The following is a 19,734-nucleotide window of genomic DNA, read 5'->3' on the forward strand; positions in this document are numbered from 1 at the left end:
CCGGTTCGCCTGTTTTTTGGCTGATGGCTGAATTGCTAATCGCTGACTGCTGATAGCTGATAGCTGATAGCTGATAGCTCAAAAACAGCCTGCTAATGTAATTCTTTTTTAAGAAATTGCGCGGTGTAGCTTTTTTTGTTCTTCGCTACCTGCTCCGGTGTGCCTTTAGCTACCACTTCGCCGCCGCCCTTGCCGCCTTCGTAGCCAATGTCGATTATGTAATCGGCAAGCTTTATCACATCCATATTATGTTCTATGATAAGCACGGTATTGCCCTTGTCTACCAGCTTGTTGATGACTTCCATCAATACGCGTATGTCTTCAAAGTGAAGCCCGGTGGTAGGTTCGTCAAGGATGTAAAACGTATTGCCGGTGTCTTTTTTGGATAACTCACTGGCCAGTTTTATGCGCTGCGCCTCGCCGCCACTAAGGGTAGTGCTTTGCTGCCCCAGGGTAATGTAGCCAAGCCCCACATCCTGTATTGTTTTTATCTTACGGTTTATCTTCGGGATGTGCTCAAAGAAAGGCACCGCCTCATCAACCGTCATGTTCAGCACATCGCTTATCGATTTGCCTTTGTAGCGAATCTCTAGTGTTTCACGGTTAAAGCGCTTGCCCTGGCAGGTTTCGCACTCCACATACACATCCGGTAAAAATGCCATTTCTATAACGCGCATACCGCTGCCTTCGCAGGTTTCGCAACGGCCGCCGCTTACGTTAAAGCTAAAGCGCCCCGGTTTATAGCCGCGTATCATGGCCTCGGGGGTCATGGTAAACAGGCTGCGTATTTCGCTGAATACCTCGGTATAGGTGGCAGGGTTAGAGCGTGGGGTGCGGCCTATCGGGCTTTGGTCAATGTCGATTACCTTGTCAATATGCTCCAGGCCTTCTATTTTTTTGTAGAGGGCCGGTTTTTTTACGCCGTTAAAAAAGTGGGCGTTAAGTATGGGGTAGAGGGTGCCGTTTATCAGCGTGCTCTTGCCACTACCCGAAACACCGGTAACGCATATCATCTTGCCCAGCGGCAGTTCTATGCTTACGTTCTTCAGGTTGTTGCCGGTAGCGCCGGTAAGCTTCAGGCTTTTGCCGTTGCCCTCGCGGCGTGTTTTTGGCACTTCGATAGACCGTTCGCCATTAAGGTAGGCCGCCGTTAGTGTATGCTCTTTAAGCAGTTCGGCAGGGGTGCCTTTGCTTACGATCTGGCCGCCAAAGCGCCCCGCTGCCGGGCCGATGTCAATAACATAGTCGGCGCGTTCTATCATGTCTTTGTCGTGTTCTACCACGATTACCGAGTTGCCGATGTCGCGCAATGCTTCAAGCGAATGTATCAGTTTTTCATTGTCGCGCTGGTGCAGTCCAATGCTGGGTTCGTCAAGGATATAGAGCACACCCACGAGTTGCGAACCTATCTGTGTAGCCAGCCTGATGCGCTGCGCCTCACCGCCGGAAAGGGTTCCCGAACTACGGCTTAGCGAAAGGTAATTCAGCCCCACATCTACTAAAAAGCTAAGACGTGCCTTGATTTCTTTTACAATTTCATTAGCGATAACCTTTTGTTTATCAGAAAGGTTGTTGTGCAGTTCTTCAAACCAGTCGGCAAGGTCAGAGATATCCATAGCCGAAAGCTCGGCGATGTTAAGGCCGTTTACCTTAAAATAAAGCGACTCCTTTTTAAGCCGTGTGCCGTGGCAAACGGGGCAGGGAATCTCGTCCATAAACTCCTTTGCCCAGCGTTTAAGGGCAGCCGTGGCCTCTTCGCTGTACTGATTTTTTATAAAGGCCGAAATGCCCTCAAACTCAATTTTATATTCGCGGTTAACGCCAAGGGTTTTACTGTTTACCACAAATTTATCCTTGCCGCCGTTCAGTATCATGTCCATCGCCTCGGCGGGGATTTTCTCTATCGCGTCGGTTAACTTAAAGCCGAACTTTTCGCCAATAGCTTCCAGCTGCTTAAAGATCCACGAGCTTTTATATTCGCCCAAAGGCACAAAACCGCCCTGCTTTATGCTCAGCTTAGGATTTGGGATTATCTTTTTAACGTTGATTTCGTTCACAATCCCCAGGCCGTTGCAGTGGTCGCACGCGCCCTTAGGGGAGTTGAACGAAAAGTTATTTGGCTCCGGGTTAGGGTAGGAGATGCCGCTGGTGGGGCACATAAGGTTACGACTGTAGTAGCGCACTTCCTTACTTTCCTGCTCTATAACCATCATTACGTTTTCACCGTGATACATGGCGGTTTTAATGCTGTCGGCCAGGCGCTTGTCGGTATCTTCGCTGGTGTCAACCGCCAGTCGGTCTATCACGGTTTCTATGTCGTGCACCTTGTAGCGGTCAAGCTTCATGCCGCTTTCTATGTCTTTAATTTCGCCATCTACACGCACTTTTAAAAAGCCCTGTTTAGAGATTTGTTCAAACAATTCGCGGTAGTGGCCTTTCCTTGAGCGGATAATCGGAGCAAGGATGCTAATGCGCTTACCGTCAAATTTCTCAACTATAAGCTGGCGGATTTGCTCGTCGCTGTAGCTTACCATTTTTTCGCCGGTGTTGTAGCTGTAGGCATCGGCGCCACGGGCGTATAAGAGGCGCAAAAAGTCGTAAATCTCGGTAATGGTGCCCACGGTAGAGCGGGGGCTTTTGCTGGTGGTTTTCTGCTCTATGGCAATAACGGGCGAGAGGCCGTCTATCTTGTCGACATCGGGGCGCTCCAGGCCACCCAGGAACTGCCGGGCATAGGCCGAAAACGTCTCAATATAGCGGCGCTGTCCCTCAGCGTAAATAGTGTCGAACGCCAGGCTCGACTTACCCGAACCCGAAAGCCCGGTAATAACCACGAGCTTTTCGCGGGGTATGGTAACGTCTATATTTTTAAGGTTGTGAACGCGTGCGCCCAGTACTTCAATCGTGTCGTCAGTATTCAGCATATCAATTTTTTGCAAAACGCAAAGGTACTGATTTTTGAGGAGAATTTAAGGTTAGGGGAATGGTAAGGGAGTGTTAAAAAGAGGGGGTGGGATTAAAATTATGAGACACAAAGTGTAATAAATTTTACTGTTAAATAACTAAAATTATTTACTTTTGGCCAAAACAACCAAGCCATGAAAAGAGTATTACTTCTTATATTCCTTTTTACAGGAATTTTTTCATTTTCTCAATCTGTTGAAAACTCCCAGTTTTTAACCGCAAGCCTGAGGGATATAAAGTTTTTTGATGATTCTGTTGGTATCGCTTACGGGCAGAATGTAATGATGAGGACAACTGATGGTGGGCAAAACTGGAATTTTGTAGCCATGCCCATTCCTGAGTACGTTCATAATTCTACATTAGCAGATACTGAAATAGTAAATGCAGAAAAAGCTTTTATTATAGGGGGATTTAACACTTTTTTAAAAACCATTAATAAAGGAGAAACATGGGAGCCAGTAGCTGTTGACCTGAGTTTCACGGGAGATATTACTTACCAGAGTATTGACTTTGCAGATGAGGAGGTGGGATATGCAACAGGTTATGTTTACAACAATGACACCGGATACACAAACAAATTCTTTATTAAGACTGTTGACGGGGGGGGGACCTGGAACCAGTTTACCGCAACTTTTAATGGCTTTATTGGTGGTGTTAATTTTAGATTTATAAATGAAAATGTAGGAATCGGTTGGAGTGGCGCCTCTTTATACAAAACAACTAATGGGGGTTTACAGTGGGTGGAGGTACCTAGTACTGCATTTAATACACTATATAACGGGGGAATTGGAGATATTCAAATTGCCGCTGATAATAAGCTTGTTTTATCAGGAAACCAGCAGTTTTATACGTCAGACGATTTAGGTGCGACCTGGAACCAGATAACGGAGTTGACGGAATCAAACGGTTATTATTTTAATACCATGACATCTATCGTGAAAGATAATGTTTTGTATGCTATGGGATCACTTAACGGAGATTATGATTCGGTAAATCTTATAAAATATAATTTGGATACTGGTGATGTAGATATTGTCCCGACTAATAAGCCTTTTATATATCCTACCGGTATATCTGTTGTTAACCCGGATTTAATTTACGTTATAGATAATGGAGAGGGGTCAGGAACCAGTGTTGTTGGAAGAATAATGTACCGAACGGAAACAGGAGGGCAAGATTGGACAGCATTTGACTCTTATACAAATACGGCTCATCTGGATGCAACAGGTGCATTACAAAATGGTCCAAATAAATTTACGCTAACTAAGGATGATGGTTATAATAGTGATACTACAAATCCGAACTTTTATTTATTTACCTCTCAGGATAACGGGGCTACCTGGCAGCAAAAAGATATGATAGCAAACACCCGAGGAAAATTGCTGAGGGCAGAAGGAGATTATATAAGCTATATTTATCAGAGTAATATTGTTAATGTAATGGGAGATTTCTTTAGAGAGTCTTATGACTTTGGCCAAACGTGGCAAACTACGCATATCGATGTAGAAAATGTTTATTGGGCTCCAAATTTCAGGCAGATTAATGAAAATATAGTTTCTTACGAGCCTCGAGTTGTTATGGATAATATAAAGGTATCGCCGGATAAAGCGCAAACGTGGATTACAGTGCCGTTGCCGAACGGCGATGAAATTTTTGAAACATTAATAAAATCCATGGATGAAATATATGCATGGGGATTAACAACTTCTGATAATACTTATAATTACCATTTGTACAAAACAACCGACCTTGGTGCCAGCTGGCAAGAGATTGTGATGATACCGGGCACTCCAGAAGGGTATTTTAGTACTACCAGATTCGGCGAGAGCATAGCACTGATAGCCATAGCGGGAAATAGTTACTATAAGGTTGATTTGAACAATAATACTTTTAGCGAAATTGATTTTAATGATCCAGTACCCGGATCAATTCTTTTACAAAATGACAGCCTTTTCGTTTTTAACGATTCAACATGGATGATAAAACACGCCCCTGAATTTATGACATATTATGACCTTTACATCACGGGAGATGCAGGATTAACATGGGAACAAGTTCCCTGCCTGCTTTGTGAGCATCCAGAATATAATAATGCAACTGGTAGCCTTACAATTTATCAGCATTATTATGGACTTGAGGCTATCGCTACAAATTTTCCGGTAATGCCCGTTGTGTCTGGTAATACAACAGTTGAACTTGATTCAATCGAAACTTATACAGTTGCAAATAATAGTAATGATTTAGAATGGAGCCTGGAATCAGGTGGTATACTTACAGAGACTTCTCAAGGGGTGCAGGTACAATGGACTACGCTTGGAGAACATGTTCTTAAGGTGAAAGCAGTAAATGACTTTGGGACATCAGCCTATAAACGCCTTATTATTACAGTTAATGAGGAATTAGGACTTACGGGTAATAGTAAAAATACGTTTAAAGTGTATCCTAATCCATTTTCAGGGGAGATTACACTTTTGCCTGACGGATTAAACGGTTCTACTTCACTGGTGAAAATAACATCGCTTAATGGAGTGGTAGTCTTTAATGAGGTGCTTCAAAATTCAGACCTCACAATAAAAGGGCTGAGCATCCTTAGCAATGGTGTTTATTTTATTTCGCTCGAAAATGATGGCAGGAAGTATATACAAAAGCTGGTGAAAAATTAGGACATAGGTAAGCATCCCCGTGAATAGACCTCCGGCCCCCCGCTAGTGTGAGCATCCCGCTCGTATCCATAAAAATAAGGCACGAGCCAAAGCCTCGCGCCATCGTAAATAAACCACCCCGCCTGCGGCGCCCCGCCGCGGCGGGGAATAGCTTCAGTCGGGCGTGAAAAAATCCGCGTCTATCCGCTCAATCCTTGTCATCCGCGTTCCATTTGTAAAACCACCCTGCCTGCGGGGGAGTTTGTATGCTTTTCAGCCGCAGTCGCAGTTTTTTAGAAATAGCATGTAAACGATATGGAGTAAGTAGATAATTATCTATTGATATTGACGTTAACATTTATATATTTGAAAACCAACAATTCGACACGATGCTTCGATATATTTCCATTTTACTATTTTCTTGTTTCTTTTGCGTTTGCCACGCTCAGGAAATCGAGACCAATGTAAGCATAGGATATCATAAAAGGGCTCAAAGGGTTATAGAAACTGATGATTTGGGCTTTATGCATTTCTATGAATTTGATAAGCATGGCAGGCTCATTAAGCGTATTACAAACAAGGATAGGGACCTGCGGCATCCAATGCGCGATTCTTTACACTTTCCTACGACTTTTTATACCTATGATGATAAGCTTTTGGTTAGGGAAGACTCTTATTTTTATGATGGCTTACACAGCATTAAAGAGTATAAATATGAAAAAAACAAAGTGGTTAAAAGGATAATAACTGACCCTGACGGGAGTATATTTGAACTTCACTATGTTTATAAGGACGATAAATTAGTGTATGAAACCCGTATGTTGCCTTTAGATGTAAACTGGGGTTATGTCGAATATACTTATGATGACAAATTAGGACTTACAACCACCCACGATTGCCTGTCAATTGAAAGGCCCTGCAGTTGTACAAAAAAATATCAAACTCAGCTGCACATAAGGGAAGAATATTGGGATACGGATGAATCAAATCAGTTAGTGTTGCAATCTTATGATGAAACTTTTTATGACAGAAAGGGTAAACTTGTCAAATGGGTTAGTAAGCTCCAGAATGATGATGTACCTGATACAGGAAATATTACTTATAAAAATGGTAAGCGAAGCAAGATGCTCATTTTTAGGGAAGGTGCTGTTATCCATGAATACTTTTATGACGGTAATGGTAATCTCACCAATATCAAAAATAAAAATGGAGACAATGAGATTTATAAATATACTTATAATGAAAAAGGTGATGTCATTTTAAAAGAGTGGGTAGAAAAAGGTAAGGACAAATGGCAAAAAAATGAGATAACTTATTATTAGATAACCATAAAACCACCCCGCCTGCGGCACCCCTCCGAAGGAGGGGAATAGCCTCCTCGGGCGCATGTTCCATGTCGACGATAGGAGCCATTTTAATAGAGATTTTTCCACTTCGGTCGACCCGAGGGCTAATGCCCGAACAGGCGAAGCAAATGGAAAAAAGCTTCACTCGGGCGTTCGTTCCATGTCGACGGTAGGAGACATCTCAACACTTTCCCCACTTTGCTGCGGTTCGGTGCGCATTAGGGTGTTGCCCGAATTAGCACAGCCGTCGGAAGAGGCGTCGCCCCGCCTTAAAATAAACTGGTATTTCATGCTACCCCACATGCTCGGGCGCGCCGTTTGGATCCATCCATACAAATTCCCAGTGGTGGCCGTCGAGGTCTTCAAAGCTGTGCTGGTACATAAAGCCGTAGTCGGTTGCCGGGTTGGGTACCGTGGCACCGGCGGCTACCGCTTTGTCTACCATTGCATTCACCTCGTCTTTACTGTCGGCAGAAAGGCAAATGATGCTTTCTACGGCTTTGCGGGCATCTACAATTTCCTTTGTGGTAAACGTCTGGAAAAAAGGCACGGTAAGCAGCATTACATAAATGGTGTCGCTGATTATCATGCAGGTGGCCTTTTCGTTAGTAAACTGTGGGTTAAAGGTGTAGCCCAGTTGCGTAAAAAATGTAACCGATTTATCAAGGTCTTTAACAGGGATGTTTACAAAAATTTGGGTTGCCATACGTGTTTTGATTTAGTTTACCCAAAGGTAGGGTAGCGGCCCGTGCCCGCTAATGTGCATAAGCGACAACTTAAGGGGGTATTTGCGACCTTGTGCCTTTGTGTCTTCGGAAAAGCCGCGACCTAAAACCTGCGACGGCGGGGACTGGTTACAATGAGCACAGAAATCGGTACACATCGCCGTTTCGGTAAATTACCTTTATTGCAAATCAAACACTTAGCGAATCATAAAATCTACGGCAACCCCGTTTCTTACAAAATTATACTAAAATTATTATAACATTTAACCGTATTTAACGGATATCGAAAATTTCGCCGTACTTTCGATAACTGAATATTTGTGGAACCAATAAATATTCCCGTTAACCTGTATGATATACCAAAAGCCGGCATCAATTATACCTAAAAACGACGAAGAGCGCCTGGAAAAGCTCCGCGAATACCAGATACTGGATACGCACAGCGAAGACACCTTTGATAAGATAGCCCTTATGGCATCTCAAATCTTTGGTACCCCCAGCGCGTTTATCTCTTTTGTAGATAAAGACCGCGTGTTTTTTAAGTCGAACCTTAGTTCGCTGCCTGTAAATGAGGTAGACCGTAACGACAGCCTGTGCTCACTGGCCATATTGCAGGAAGATATTACCCTTTTTCAGGATACGCACGACCATAATGCGCTTATGGAAAGCAAATATGTGGCTGCCGAGGGCGGTATACGGTTTTATGCCGGGGCACCGCTTAAGTCGCCCGAGGGCTTTAATATGGGTACCATTTGCGTGGTAGATTCGGTACCGCGCGAGCGCCCTACCGACCAGCAGCTGGAAATGCTGCGTACCCTGAGTACTATTGTTATAGACAAGCTGGAGAACAGGCTGCGCTACCGCAAGAGTGTAGAGTCGCAAATTAACCTGATGAACATAGCGCTGCACGAAATTAAAAATCCGCTTGCGAGCATAAAGCTTGCAAATGAGATAATGACCAAAAATACGGGTATGGCCGAGAAGATGACGGCCAACATAAAATCGGCAGTAGCTAACATACAAAAAAGGCTGGGCGATTACCTTGCCCACAGCGAGCTGGAAGAAAAAGACCTGGCGCTTAACATAGAGCCGGTAGACCTGCGCGATATGTTTAACCGCCTGGTAAATAACTTTGAGCTGCTGGCGCACCGCAAAAGGCAAATTATAGAACTGTATGTGCAGGATACGCTGCCGCCGCTGGAAGGCGACCGTAATAAGATATCAGATGTGCTGCACAACCTCCTGAGCAACGCCATTAAATATTCTTACGAAAGCACCACTATAAAAGTAAGCGCCCGCGAAGCCGGCAACTATGTGCATATAGAGGTTAAAGACCAGGGCCAGGGGCTTACCTTTGGCGATATGCAAAAGCTATTTACCAAGTTTGCCAAGCTAAGTTCTAAGCCTACCGGTAAGGAAACCAGCAACGGGCTGGGCCTCTCGATAACAAAATCATTTGTAGAGCTGCACAAGGGTAATATTTATGCCATGAGCCCGGGTAAAGAAAAGGGTACCACCTTTATAGTATCAATACCCTTTAAACACCGCCGTGATACTGAGGGAAGCGAAGCTGCAACGGCTTAATTATACAATTGAGGCTGCCCCGGGGGCAGCCTCAATTGTATAATTAAATTAATACCTATTGGTAAGAGATAAAGTTGCGCGTAAGTATTTTTACGGCTACAGTACCTTTTTTGCGACACACATAAGCGTCAATGCGCTGTGCGGGGCAGAAGGATTGCGTCCTGATAAAAAATTACCGAGTTTGTACTTAAACTCCACCGGTCCTGTATCGCCATTAAATATTTCGCTGCCCAAATGATGGTTGTGGGGATATACCTTTACGTCGAACCCAAGTGGTTGAAGCACAGATTCAAAAAACTCTTTTGTTACACCATGGCCCGGCTTGTGGTGGGTTTCGCATGCCAATGCCCATTTTTGCTGCTCAGACGATTTATGAAAACTGTGGCCTATCAGCCTATAGTATGCCAGGCGTGCAATCCACATTGCTTTAGCAATGCCCTTATAATTCCATGCCGAATGTTGGGGGTCATGATCTGTAATAAGTACACCCCCGGGCTTTACCAGCCGCGCCGCTTCTTTAAGCACGCTGGTCATATTTTCCGTGTGGTGCAACGCAGCGTTAAGAGCCACAATATCTGCAACCCTCGATTTAAACGGCAAATTATTAGCATCGGCCAGCACGGAAGTATATCCCTGTTTAGCGGCAAGGCGCAGCGATTCCGGTGCTACATCTATGCCTATAAGCATTTTTGGCTTGCTTTGCAGCGTTGCTTGTATGTTACCGGGCCCACAACCTATATCAATTACCACTTTATCGTCCCACCCTTCTGCTGCAGTAAGCCAGCGGTTTTTAAATGTATCACTACGGTGGCAGTAGGTAAGGTACTCTTCAGCCCACTCAGGGTGGCCAAAGTAATAAGCATTGGCCTCAAGTGACTGCGAACGGCGCAGTACCGGAAACTCAATGTAAGTGTCTTTTTCTTCAAAAGCAGTAGCGGGCTTTAAAAGTTCTTTAAATTCATTCGTCATGCGGTGTGTATTAAATATATTTATTGTTTAAGGTGCATATACCCAGAGATGAAAATACTAAGGGTAGCTAAGAATTTGGGTTAAAGAAATTTTAAAAAAATATCTGGTACTGAAGAAATAAGGAATTATTAAAAAGAGGTGTTTTTAAAATATATACTATAAAAATTGCATGTCGTTTTTACAGATTTTAAAATTTTGCTATACTTCGATAAGAGTATGAAGTATTGCATTACGGCGCGGAAGCCGCAGCTGAATTCTATATTGAAAGCCTCTTTGCTATGGCCCCGAGGCCATGCCGAATTTGCAGAGTATACAAAACAGTCTCGTAGTAGTAATAAAAAATGTACCCTACATTTTGTTCATCATAATCTTTAAGTATGATTTAATTCAAAATTATATTTAAAGGTGCTACGATGAAAGATGTTAGGCTACGGTTTGGGTTTTTATAAGAGAGTGCGTTTAGGATAGGGAGCTGCATAAAGGGTACTACCTTTATAGCATCGATACCCTTTAAGAACAGGCGCGATAACGAAGAGGGCGAAGCGGCAACGGCTTAGTCACCTAATTAGTCAAATAAAAAAAGGCCACCCAAAAGGGCAGCCCGATTATACTATTTTATTTGCAGCTGCCCACACCGGCAGCTAACCACTATCAACTCATACACACCGGTTACGCCACTATCCTTGGGTAGTAAACGGTGCACAGCATGCCTTCGCCCGATTTATGGGGGTGGGCGCAATGCTCGGTCTGGAACTTGGCACATTTTAAACAGTCTGACTCGCGGCTTAGTACGGCACGAAACTCATAAGCGGGGCAGGCCTGGGTTTCGGCAGTAACTACTTCGTGTACGCTACACAGTTGCCCTTTTACATGGTAGTGGCAGTTGCCACAGCAATTTGCTAACTTAATATCCATAGCTTTTATTTTTAGTGGGTTATACTATTATTTTCGATGTAGTATAAATTTACGGATAATATATGTTAGGGAAATTATAAATAACTGTATTTGAGTTATTTGTAAATAGACCGTTTATAAATAGTGCGTGCCGCACAGGCAATTTATTTTAAGATAATTTGTTTAATTCATTTAATGGTTACTTGTAAACGAAACGCGGATGAAGCGGATGCTGCGCAATCGGGGATGAAGGCGGAGGGTAGCTTTCTTCACGCACCGTTTTTGCGAGCGGAGGCACAGAGCGCGGTAAATATTAGGCTGCAAAAATAAGACGATGACTTTCTTCTGAGTCTTTTTGAGACCATAAAATATAATCAGCACTTCTTGATTTCAAAGCTTCTAGAAACTCTGGCTTAATATTTTTATCGATATCGTTTATTATCGCAATTGCAGAAACATTTTTTTTGGTAGTTTTTTCACGCACTGGCTTTATATCCTCCCATGAAAATAGAAAATTCGTTAAGTTTGACTTATTAACGGAATTATAAGACTTGATAACTATTTCTCTATTTCTCTGCGCGATTTGAAAGTCAAAATTAAATTCAAGCCCAGTGCTCCCTTTAGATATAAAATCAGGAGTATATATTATGTTTAAGTCATCCAAATAACTTCTAACGTCTTCTTTGAAGATTGAACTTACATTAGCCTGTGATAATACACACAAATCATTAATTTCAATTATTGCTGATAAGAGTTTATGCTTAGATTGAGAAAAATTTTCAAGATTGGTTTCAAGAAATAATTCATCATCATTTTCTTTAATACCGTAATTCAAAAGAATTTGGTCAAGTAATATCCTTCTCCTTTTTGAACCTTGAATATGCACGCCTTGCAATTCTAAATTACTCAATGTCTCACCACTATCACTTAAAACTAATTGAGTGCCATTTTTTTGAGCATATATATCAATAGTATCATTGAAAGCACCAAGAAAAGGAGTACTAATCAGAGACCAATCAGTTGACGAGTCTTGATGTATAAATGTCTTTTCTCTTAGCCATTTATAATAGTTATCGACGTATGTATTAATCCAGTTCAAAATATAGCTTGTTGTAGGGAAAGTTGAGATATAATATTTATTCTCCTTGCAAAGTTAAATATTAAGTCATATAAATCGCTAACATTTTCCAAAGTCTTAATCGGAAAATCAGTATCCATGACTGGCATTGCCCAAGCTAGTGGACGATAGCCTTCCACGTAATAATGCATATGCGGTTGATCAGGTTCTAACCATTTGCCAGCATAGGGTATTAGAAATGATGGAACATGAGAATTTAGTTCTTCTGGGTTTTTGTGCCCGCCTTTAAAATCTATCCGTAACAATCCAGTAAAGTTGTTGCTCTCCAAATGATGTAATGTAGTTTTTAGAATAATTTTTTGATTAGTTGTTATTACTAATCTAAAGTTACATGAAGAGTCTTCAAGCGAAATAAGATCAATACTATTTTTTTTCTGTTTTAAATCAATTACCTGATTAGGATCTTTTAAAACTTTTTCAAGTTCTAAAAGATATTTGACATCTTCGTTTGTTAACATTTGCTATTGGATATACATTGTAAATATAATGTTTTAACATTTCAAAAAATACCTAATTAGTATGTATTTTCTCTTCACTCCCCCCACCACAAAAATCATAACCCATTACTTATTGATAAACCACTCCCTTCATCACAACCACCCAAAAAAAGCCGTATGCAAATACGCGTAATATCACGCAATTAAATTCCTGTTAAGGGCAGCTAATATCCTTTGATTCCTGACTACTTAGGATAACATCATGGGAGCAAAGTAGTTTTGTGCCTGATTTTATTTCTACTCTATATTTTTTGCCGCTGTGTACACGCAGCCCCTTTGTGGCCTGGGCAACAGTACAGTTTTTAGTACCGTTTAAGTAAATAAATGCATTTTGGTTGGCTGGTTTTACGCTAACTAAAAGCCGGGCATACTTGTTTGGGGTACCCGGTCGCATCGACATAACAACACCGTCGTTTTTTGTAGCAAAAAGTATTTTCATATATAGCACACGCCCTATAGAAAACACCTCATCAAACTGGTCGGTACTATTAGTAAAGTCTGCAAGAATCTCGTGTATCCCCGGTGCGGTTTTATAATACTTAATGAGGGTTTTTGCGCTGCCAGGATTATCAAAACGATCTGCTGTAAGCCCGGATGCAGTATTATAATATTCGGTTTTAAGGCTGTCCTGCAGGTCTTGTGCTATAAACACCTGGCTTTTTTCTTCATACTGTTTAAAGGCGGTATCTATGTTTGTTTTGAGCGTGTCGGTTACCGGTGCGTTTTGCGCATAGCCTGAAAGCCCCAGGGAGATGATGAGTAACAATAGCTGTATTTTCATGCTCTAACAGGTTTAAAAAGGTTTCTGAGGATGAGCCTGCCACTAAAAAATAAGGCGCACAAAAACGCTATGATTTGCAGGTTGCGGGGTATGCTTATAATACGGTCGTAGGGATTAAAAACGCCTACGGATAAAAGTTCAACAAGCTTTTCCATAAAAATGTAGCCAAAGTCTAATGAGATAGCGGTAGCGCAAAAGGCAGCCACAAAATCCGCCTGGAATTTTAATTCGATTTTGCCAACCTTCTTAAAGTTTTCGAGCGCAAAATATCCGATAAGGCCAAATAATGCTGTAGAAAGGCTTATTAACAATTTTGTCATTTCGCTTAACGTGGCCAAGATTTGCTTTTGCAGGTCGTTTAGCGCGTCAAGTTCGGGGCCCTCTCCTGCAATGGGGTCGTAGATAAAATGGTTATAAATAAATAGCAGGGCGGTTGCCAGTAAAATTACGTAGGTGGGTTTGCTCATTGTGTTGATTTATGATTTTGAAATTTACAAAATTTTAACATATAAAAAATACCCATCAGTAGGTATATTCTTCTGCTATCCCCACGCCACAAAATTACAACCCATTTTAAGCCGCAGTACTGAAGCCATTCTTTCAGTACAACCTGCCTAGAAAATCGCTATGGAAATTCGAAAGCAAAACATCTTTTACAGTATTTTTTATAAAAGTGGAAGATGAAAATGTAAATATTTGTAAATCAATAGTTTGATTTTTGGCAAAAAAATGCACAATGTGTAACATTGTGCAAAGTAATGTGGACGATGAAAAGATGCTCCAAAAAAAAATCGCTACCTTAGCCATACAATACAAAACCATGATTTCTGAACAGCAATTCCAGACCGAACTCGATATTATCATTGCCAATGCCATCCGCGAAGACGTAGGCCCCGGCGATTACTCCTCACTTGCCTGCATTCCCGCCACCGCTACCGGACGCGCCAAGCTTTTGGTTAAAGACAACGGCATACTCGCAGGGGTAGATTTTGCCCAAAAAGTGTTTGCTTATGTAGATCAATCGCTTGCTGTTGAGGTGTTTATATCTGACGGAACACCCGTTAAATACGGCGATATTGCCTTTCATGTGCACGGTTCTTCGCAAAGTATACTAAAAGCGGAGCGCCTGGTACTCAACGCCATGCAACGTATGAGCGCCATTGCCACCAAGACAAAAAAGTATGTGGATATACTGGCCGGTACCGGCACGGGCGTGCTCGATACCCGAAAAACCACCCCGGGAATCAGGGCTTTAGAGAAATGGGCCGTGAAAATAGGCGGCGGTGAGAACCACCGTTTTGCCCTGTATGACATGGTAATGCTTAAAGATAACCACATAGATTTTGCCGGAGGAATTGCCCAGGCCATTACAAAAACTAAAGAGTATTTGGACGATAATGGCCTGAACCTTAAAATTATAGTAGAGGCGCGCGACCTTGATGAGGTGCGCGAAATTATAGCCAACCCCGGCGTGCACCGCATACTGCTGGATAATTTTGACTATGCCACTACCCGTGAGGCAGTTGCCCTTATAGGCGACTATTGCCAGACCGAAAGCAGCGGCGGCATTAACGAGGATACCATGCGCCATTATGCCGAATGCGGCGTGAATTATATATCGAGCGGGGCGCTGACCCATTCGGTTTACAACATGGACCTTAGCCTAAAAGCATTTTAAATGTCGGTGGAACTGGAACATAAGCTGGAGCGCATTCCTTTGATAAAGAACCTGGTGCGCTTTGGTAAAAGCATAAAACTGCCTTATTCTGAAGGGCTTACACTATACCATCTCCTTGAATTGTATATTACCGGAATTGTTAAGGGTGATATTAGCTACAGGGCAGGGGCTATTGCGTTTAGCTTTTTTATGTCGCTGTTCCCGTTTGCGCTGTTCATACTCAACCTGATACCCTATATCCCGCTGGATAACTTCCAGGAAGATTTTATGCAGTTTGTAGCCGATAACGTACCGCCAAATACCTATGATGCCATTGCTAATATATTGACCGACATTCTGTTAAACAGCCATAAAAGCCTGCTTAGCACGGGTATCTTACTTGCCATATTGCTTATGAGCAACGGTATGAATGCCATACTCAGCGGTTTCCAGAGCAGTATGCACATTACCATAAAGCGGCGCTATTTCAGGCAATATGCGCTTGCTATTGGTTTATCGCTGGTGCTTAGTATATTGCTTATCATTACTGTGGCGGCCATTGTATTTTTTGAGGTAATTATTCAAAAATTCAGCAACCGCTATTATATACCCGCCGAGATAAGCCTGCTGCAGTGGGGCCGCTATATCTTCCTGCTGCTGATGATATTAACCACCACCAGCCTGCTGTTTAAATTTGCCGCCAAGGAAACCCGCAGTGCCGCTTTCTTTAGCTATGGCTCGGTATTTAGTACCCTGCTCTTTGGCCTTACTTCGTTCGGTTTCAGTATCTATGTGGTACGGTTTAGCAAGTATAATGAGTTGTATGGCAGTATTGGCACGCTGCTTGTATTAATGCTGTATATATGGATTAACTGTTTTATCCTTTTACTGGGATTTGAACTAAATGCGTTGATTCATAAATTAAAAAGAAAAAATTTGTATATTTAGCATTAACTAATAGCTTAAATTATGAAACGTATAATTTTTACAATTTTATTTGTGGCCCTTACGGGAATACTTTCAGCCACGGCACAGGTAACAGGAAAGTGGAAAACCTTTGATGATGAAACCGGCGAGGCTAAGTCGATTGTTCAGATATATGAGCAGGACGGTAAGATTTATGGCAAAGTGGTTGAAATACTTAACCCTGCTAACAAAGACAAAAAATGCCAGGATTGTTCAGGTGCCGATAAAGACAAGCCAATACTGGGCCTAACCATTATTAAGGGCCTTACTAAAGATGATGATGAATATACCGATGGCGACATCCTTGACCCTAACAAAGGCAAGCTATACAGTTGTACCATAAAGCTTGAAGGTAAAGATAAGTTGAAAGTGCGCGGCTACCTGGGCGTATCATTGCTCGGAAGGACGCAGTACTGGACGAGGGTTAAGTAATTTTGAATTACGAAGTTCAAATTAACCGAAAAAGATAAAAGATAGTAGACAGAACGCGGTCAATAGCCGCGTTTTTTATTTTAGGCGAGTAGATGCCGGCAGCGGGAAAGCTTACAGGCTAATATACAGCGTGGATGTTGAGAATATCAATCCTTCATTGCAACCTCTAGGCGTTTACGAACAGCTTCTAATTGAGAATTGTATGTCTCTCTTTCATTTCCACATATAAAAGTTGGTTTTTTCATTTTGCCAATAGCATCTAAATACTGCTTTGCGCTAATAAATTCTTTCTCATCAATGGCGTAGGAACACAAATAGATAAGCGCTTTTCGCCTATAATATGTCCAGGAGCCTGATTCAGAAACTTCTTTAAAACATTGTTTCTGTTCTGCTCTATCGTGAGCGAAGCAACCTTTTGTGTACAAGTAATAAATATAATTTTCCGACTTCGGGAAATTTTTGACTAATGACGAATAGTATTGATATGTTTTAGTTATGATAATAGCTGAATCAGCTTCAGCATATCTGTCGTAATATTCAGTCATGCTAGCCTCTGCTTTCTCATATAAATCAGCCTCAGAAATTTCCATTTCCTGGGCATTTGTCAGGCTAAATGCAAAGAGCATCATTGTTAATACAGAGCTTTTCATATCCTACAGGTTTCAAAATTTCCGGCTCAGTCTTAATGCTTTGTACCTAATTCTTAATACTAAATACTACTTAATCTTCCCCCACTTGCTGCCGTTCAATGGCGATATCCTGTTAAGGGTTTCACTCAACTCTGTTATGGGAACATTAGGCCCGCCGCTAAACATCGACACTATTTCGTCTGCCTTGGCATCAAAAAATATACGGGTAAGAAAGGCATTAGGGCGCACTTTATAAAGCTCCCCCAGTTTTTTTACAGATTTTATGGTGTTTTCCTTGCCTTTTTTAGGGTCATCTGCCATGGTATCAAGCCCATGTCGGTGGTAGCTGTACATGGCCTCCCTAAACGGGCTAAAGGTGCTGCTCATCATATCTGTAACAAATACAAAGCGGTTCTGGTTGCCATCCTGCTGGCTCCATCCCTTGCTGCCGCCTCCCTGTGCTACAGTTGCTATGCCCTGGGCAGCCTCAAAATAAGGCGTACCACCATTTTCGGCATAGCTGTCGCCGTCAAGGCCCAGTATCATATTTGCATAAAACGCCAGTATCGATACCAGGTTAGAGTCGTAAGTGCTGGGGTTGTAAATTAGGTTTTCGCCCTGGTTATAAGTAAACGTTACGTCCTTATCGCTGTAATTAATCAGGGGAGTGGTGTAGGTGCTGTTAAACACCGGGCGCAGGGCATTAACCTGCAGTGTAGCGGTAAAATTGTTGTTGTTAAAGGCAGAAATATTAAAGAAGAACGAACAGGTAATGCGTTCGTTTCTGTTAAAGTTGCGGGTAGTAAAGCGCGTGTTGTTTACAAAATCCTGCGCGGCTTTCTCCAGCGTTTTAAATATCTCCGGGTTAGCATCGGTAATACGGTCAAAACTTATGGTTACGGTACCGTTAAGCTCCTGCGCCTGAAGGGTAAGGGTTAAAAATAGTGCCACAGCTGTTATCCACTTATACATTATAATGCGTTTTTATCTTATTAATTATATCAAGGGCCACCGCTTCCTTTGTTTTCAGCTCCATAGGCTCCTCCTCAAAGTTACTGTTTATAAAGGTAACTTTATTAGTTGCCTTGCCAAAACCTGCACCTGTATCGTTAAGCGAATTCAGTACTATCAAATCCAGGTTTTTTTTACGGATCTTAGCCTTTGCATTTTCAATTTCATTCTCGGTTTCCAGGGCAAAGCCTATCAAAAACTGGCCCGTTTTTATTTCGCCCAGCGATGCCAGTATGTCCCGCGTCTTTTCGAGCTCCAGGATAAGGCTGCCGTCGTTCTTTTTTATCTTTTGCGAAGCCACTACTTTCGGGCGGTAATCGGCTACGGCGGCGGCGGCTATGGCGGTATCCACTTTGCCGAAATGTTCATGGCAGGCATTATACATTTCGCTGCCTGACGTTACACCTACAAGTGTAATATTGGCATGTTGTACCGTGAGGTGCGTGGGGCCGCTTATCAAAATTACTTCTGCGCCCTCGTTGGCAGCTGCCAGGGCTATGTCGTACCCCATCTTGCCGGACGAATGGTTGCCTATAAAACGCACGGGGTCTATCGGTTCGTATGTGGGGCCGGCGGTAACCAGTATTTTTTTTCCGCGCAGGGGTAATTTTCCTTCAATATCTTTTTCCAGAAAAGCTACAATATGCTCAGGTTCGGCCATACGGCCTTCGCCGTGCAGCCCGCTGGCCAGTTCGCCGCTTTCTGCCGGTATAATGGTATTGCCAAAGGATTTCAGCTTTTCAAAACTATGTTTAGTGGAGCCGTGATGGTACATGTCCAGATCCATAGCCGGGGCTACATACACGGGGCATTTTGCCGACAGATACGTGGCTATAAGGAGGTTGTCGCTGTTGCCCGAAATCATCTTGGCCATAGTATTGGCCGTGGCGGGTGCAATAACAAAAAGGTCGGCCCAGAGGGCAAGCTCCACATGGTTGTTCCATACCGCGTTTTCGTCATCGTCGTTATAAAACGATGAATGTACCGGGTTTTTACTGAGTGTGGATAGGGTAAGGGGGGTAATAAAATCTTTAGAGGCAGGTGTCATGACTACGCGTACATGTGCACCTGCCTTTATGAATAGCCTTGTCAGCGTGGCTGTTTTATAGGCGGCAATACCTCCGGATATGCCCAGCAAGATATTTTTACCGCTTAAAACAGACATGGAAAAAGGTGTATTAGTTATTAGGTTCCCTGTAAAAAACCTTGCCTTCAAGCCACTCCTGCACGGCAAGCGCGTGTGGCTTAGGAAGTTTTTCGTAGAATTTAGAAACCTCTATCTGTTCTTTGTTTTCAAAAATTTCTTCAAGGCTGTCGTTATAGGTAGCAAACTCCTCAAGTTTTTCTATAAGTTCTTTTTTTATCTCGCTGTTAACCTGGTTTGCCCTTTTGGCAATAATGGTAATGGCTTCATAAATGTTACCTGTCTGCTCCTCAATCTTATTCTTGTTGTAGGTAATGGTATTTACGGGGGCCGTTGTTTTCTTTAAGTCCATGGT

General features: G+C 42.6%; 18 protein-coding genes. 6 read left to right on the top strand and 12 right to left on the bottom strand.

Annotation, left to right across the window (positions count from 1 at the left end):
• Positions 1-92: 92 nt before the first annotated feature.
• The gene (gene uvrA, locus ACLI09_RS03075; protein WP_411418123.1) at positions 93-2,924 is read right to left on the bottom strand and encodes an excinuclease ABC subunit UvrA; all 2,832 of its coding nucleotides are present in this window, start codon (positions 2,922-2,924) and stop codon (positions 93-95) included.
• A 174-nt stretch (positions 2,925-3,098) separates the two neighbouring features.
• On the opposite strand from uvrA, the gene ACLI09_RS03080 reads away from it, so the two are divergent.
• Together ACLI09_RS03080 and ACLI09_RS03085 are read left to right on the top strand one after the other, a co-directional pair.
• Positions 3,099-5,627, top strand: coding sequence for a YCF48-related protein (locus ACLI09_RS03080; RefSeq protein WP_411418124.1), 2,529 nt, complete (start codon positions 3,099-3,101; stop codon positions 5,625-5,627).
• Between the two features lie 368 nt (positions 5,628-5,995).
• A complete protein-coding gene (locus tag ACLI09_RS03085; protein WP_411418125.1) occupies positions 5,996-6,928 on the top strand; it encodes a hypothetical protein in 933 nt (310 codons plus the stop codon).
• A 316-nt stretch (positions 6,929-7,244) separates the two neighbouring features.
• Here ACLI09_RS03085 and ACLI09_RS03090 read toward each other — a convergent pair whose 3' ends face one another.
• Complete coding sequence (locus tag ACLI09_RS03090) at positions 7,245-7,658, bottom strand: VOC family protein (RefSeq protein WP_411418126.1); 414 nt, start codon at positions 7,656-7,658, stop codon at positions 7,245-7,247.
• Positions 7,659-8,028: 370 nt separating this feature from the next.
• Between ACLI09_RS03090 and ACLI09_RS03095 the strand changes: the two genes are divergently transcribed.
• Complete coding sequence (locus ACLI09_RS03095; protein ID WP_411418127.1) at positions 8,029-9,261, top strand: ATP-binding protein; 1,233 nt, start codon at positions 8,029-8,031, stop codon at positions 9,259-9,261.
• 96 nt (positions 9,262-9,357) lie between these two features.
• On the opposite strand, the gene ACLI09_RS03100 is transcribed toward ACLI09_RS03095, so the two are convergent.
• From ACLI09_RS03100 to ACLI09_RS03125, 6 genes are all read right to left on the bottom strand, one after another.
• A complete protein-coding gene (locus ACLI09_RS03100; protein WP_411418128.1) occupies positions 9,358-10,230 on the bottom strand; it encodes a class I SAM-dependent methyltransferase in 873 nt (290 codons plus the stop codon).
• Between the two features lie 669 nt (positions 10,231-10,899).
• Positions 10,900-11,145 carry a hypothetical protein gene (locus tag ACLI09_RS03105; RefSeq protein WP_411418129.1) on the bottom strand — a complete coding sequence of 82 codons (246 nt, stop codon included), beginning with the start codon at positions 11,143-11,145 and terminating at the stop codon, positions 10,900-10,902.
• A gap of 292 nt (positions 11,146-11,437) precedes the next feature.
• Positions 11,438-12,223, bottom strand: coding sequence for a DUF1828 domain-containing protein (locus tag ACLI09_RS03110; RefSeq protein ID WP_411418130.1), 786 nt, complete (start codon positions 12,221-12,223; stop codon positions 11,438-11,440).
• Positions 12,220-12,720, bottom strand: a complete 501-nt coding sequence (locus ACLI09_RS03115) for a DUF6978 family protein (protein WP_411418131.1) — start codon at positions 12,718-12,720, stop codon at positions 12,220-12,222. The genes ACLI09_RS03110 and ACLI09_RS03115 overlap by 4 nt, the downstream gene beginning before the upstream one ends.
• Positions 12,721-12,913: 193 nt before the next feature.
• Positions 12,914-13,540: a hypothetical protein gene (locus tag ACLI09_RS03120; protein WP_411418132.1), complete on the bottom strand. Its 627-nt coding sequence runs from the start codon at positions 13,538-13,540 to the stop codon at positions 12,914-12,916.
• Positions 13,537-14,007: a hypothetical protein gene (locus ACLI09_RS03125; protein ID WP_411418133.1), complete on the bottom strand. Its 471-nt coding sequence runs from the start codon at positions 14,005-14,007 to the stop codon at positions 13,537-13,539. The genes ACLI09_RS03120 and ACLI09_RS03125 overlap by 4 nt, the downstream gene beginning before the upstream one ends.
• A gap of 353 nt (positions 14,008-14,360) precedes the next feature.
• Between ACLI09_RS03125 and nadC the strand changes: the two genes are divergently transcribed.
• The 3 genes from nadC to ACLI09_RS03140 are packed head-to-tail and all read left to right on the top strand — an operon-like array spanning position 14,361 to position 16,595.
• On the top strand, positions 14,361-15,218 hold the full coding sequence (gene nadC, locus ACLI09_RS03130) for a carboxylating nicotinate-nucleotide diphosphorylase (protein WP_411418394.1): 858 nt from the start codon (positions 14,361-14,363) through the stop codon (positions 15,216-15,218).
• The gene (locus ACLI09_RS03135; RefSeq protein WP_411418134.1) at positions 15,219-16,145 is read left to right on the top strand and encodes a YihY/virulence factor BrkB family protein; all 927 of its coding nucleotides are present in this window, start codon (positions 15,219-15,221) and stop codon (positions 16,143-16,145) included.
• A gap of 21 nt (positions 16,146-16,166) precedes the next feature.
• The gene (locus tag ACLI09_RS03140) at positions 16,167-16,595 is read left to right on the top strand and encodes a DUF2147 domain-containing protein (RefSeq protein WP_411418135.1); all 429 of its coding nucleotides are present in this window, start codon (positions 16,167-16,169) and stop codon (positions 16,593-16,595) included.
• 146 nt (positions 16,596-16,741) lie between these two features.
• On the opposite strand, the gene ACLI09_RS03145 is transcribed toward ACLI09_RS03140, so the two are convergent.
• The 4 genes from ACLI09_RS03145 to ACLI09_RS03160 all read right to left on the bottom strand — a co-directional run bounded on the left by ACLI09_RS03145 (position 16,742) and on the right by ACLI09_RS03160 (position 19,731).
• Entirely contained in the window at positions 16,742-17,245 is a 504-nt protein-coding gene (locus ACLI09_RS03145) for a hypothetical protein (protein ID WP_411418136.1), read from the bottom strand.
• Positions 17,246-17,311: 66 nt separating this feature from the next.
• Entirely contained in the window at positions 17,312-18,196 is an 885-nt protein-coding gene (locus ACLI09_RS03150) for a DUF4835 family protein (RefSeq protein ID WP_411418137.1), read from the bottom strand.
• Positions 18,189-19,400, bottom strand: a complete 1,212-nt coding sequence (gene coaBC, locus ACLI09_RS03155; RefSeq protein ID WP_411418138.1) for a bifunctional phosphopantothenoylcysteine decarboxylase/phosphopantothenate--cysteine ligase CoaBC — start codon at positions 19,398-19,400, stop codon at positions 18,189-18,191. Before coaBC ends, ACLI09_RS03150 begins: the two co-directional genes overlap by 8 nt.
• 13 nt (positions 19,401-19,413) lie before the next feature.
• Positions 19,414-19,731, bottom strand: a complete 318-nt coding sequence (locus tag ACLI09_RS03160) for a DNA-directed RNA polymerase subunit omega (RefSeq protein WP_411418139.1) — start codon at positions 19,729-19,731, stop codon at positions 19,414-19,416.
• Between the last annotated feature and the right edge of the window lie 3 nt (positions 19,732-19,734).

Source organism: Flavobacterium sp. RHBU_24, assembly GCF_046613695.1.
Classification (GTDB): Bacteria; Bacteroidota; Bacteroidia; order Flavobacteriales; family Flavobacteriaceae; genus Flavobacterium.

What these genes read in the sequence shown, in the direction of transcription:
- ACLI09_RS03115 (WP_411418131.1), bottom strand. Translation starts at nt 12,720, where the DNA reads ATGTTAACAAACGAAGATGTCAAATATCTTTTAGAACTTGAAAAAGTT.
- ACLI09_RS03145 (WP_411418136.1), bottom strand. Translation starts at nt 17,245, where the DNA reads ATGAAAAGCTCTGTATTAACAATGATGCTCTTTGCATTTAGCCTGACA.
- ACLI09_RS03085 (WP_411418125.1), top strand. Translation starts at nt 5,996, where the DNA reads ATGCTTCGATATATTTCCATTTTACTATTTTCTTGTTTCTTTTGCGTT.
- ACLI09_RS03095 (WP_411418127.1), top strand. Translation starts at nt 8,029, where the DNA reads ATGATATACCAAAAGCCGGCATCAATTATACCTAAAAACGACGAAGAG.
- ACLI09_RS03135 (WP_411418134.1), top strand. Translation starts at nt 15,219, where the DNA reads ATGTCGGTGGAACTGGAACATAAGCTGGAGCGCATTCCTTTGATAAAG.
- ACLI09_RS03100 (WP_411418128.1), bottom strand. Translation starts at nt 10,230, where the DNA reads ATGACGAATGAATTTAAAGAACTTTTAAAGCCCGCTACTGCTTTTGAA.
- ACLI09_RS03080 (WP_411418124.1), top strand. Translation starts at nt 3,099, where the DNA reads ATGAAAAGAGTATTACTTCTTATATTCCTTTTTACAGGAATTTTTTCA.
- coaBC (WP_411418138.1), bottom strand. Translation starts at nt 19,400, where the DNA reads ATGTCTGTTTTAAGCGGTAAAAATATCTTGCTGGGCATATCCGGAGGT.
- ACLI09_RS03090 (WP_411418126.1), bottom strand. Translation starts at nt 7,658, where the DNA reads ATGGCAACCCAAATTTTTGTAAACATCCCTGTTAAAGACCTTGATAAA.
- ACLI09_RS03160 (WP_411418139.1), bottom strand. Translation starts at nt 19,731, where the DNA reads ATGGACTTAAAGAAAACAACGGCCCCCGTAAATACCATTACCTACAAC.
- ACLI09_RS03150 (WP_411418137.1), bottom strand. Translation starts at nt 18,196, where the DNA reads ATGTATAAGTGGATAACAGCTGTGGCACTATTTTTAACCCTTACCCTT.
- ACLI09_RS03125 (WP_411418133.1), bottom strand. Translation starts at nt 14,007, where the DNA reads ATGAGCAAACCCACCTACGTAATTTTACTGGCAACCGCCCTGCTATTT.
- ACLI09_RS03120 (WP_411418132.1), bottom strand. Translation starts at nt 13,540, where the DNA reads ATGAAAATACAGCTATTGTTACTCATCATCTCCCTGGGGCTTTCAGGC.
- nadC (WP_411418394.1), top strand. Translation starts at nt 14,361, where the DNA reads ATGATTTCTGAACAGCAATTCCAGACCGAACTCGATATTATCATTGCC.
- ACLI09_RS03105 (WP_411418129.1), bottom strand. Translation starts at nt 11,145, where the DNA reads ATGGATATTAAGTTAGCAAATTGCTGTGGCAACTGCCACTACCATGTA.
- ACLI09_RS03140 (WP_411418135.1), top strand. Translation starts at nt 16,167, where the DNA reads ATGAAACGTATAATTTTTACAATTTTATTTGTGGCCCTTACGGGAATA.
- uvrA (WP_411418123.1), bottom strand. Translation starts at nt 2,924, where the DNA reads ATGCTGAATACTGACGACACGATTGAAGTACTGGGCGCACGCGTTCAC.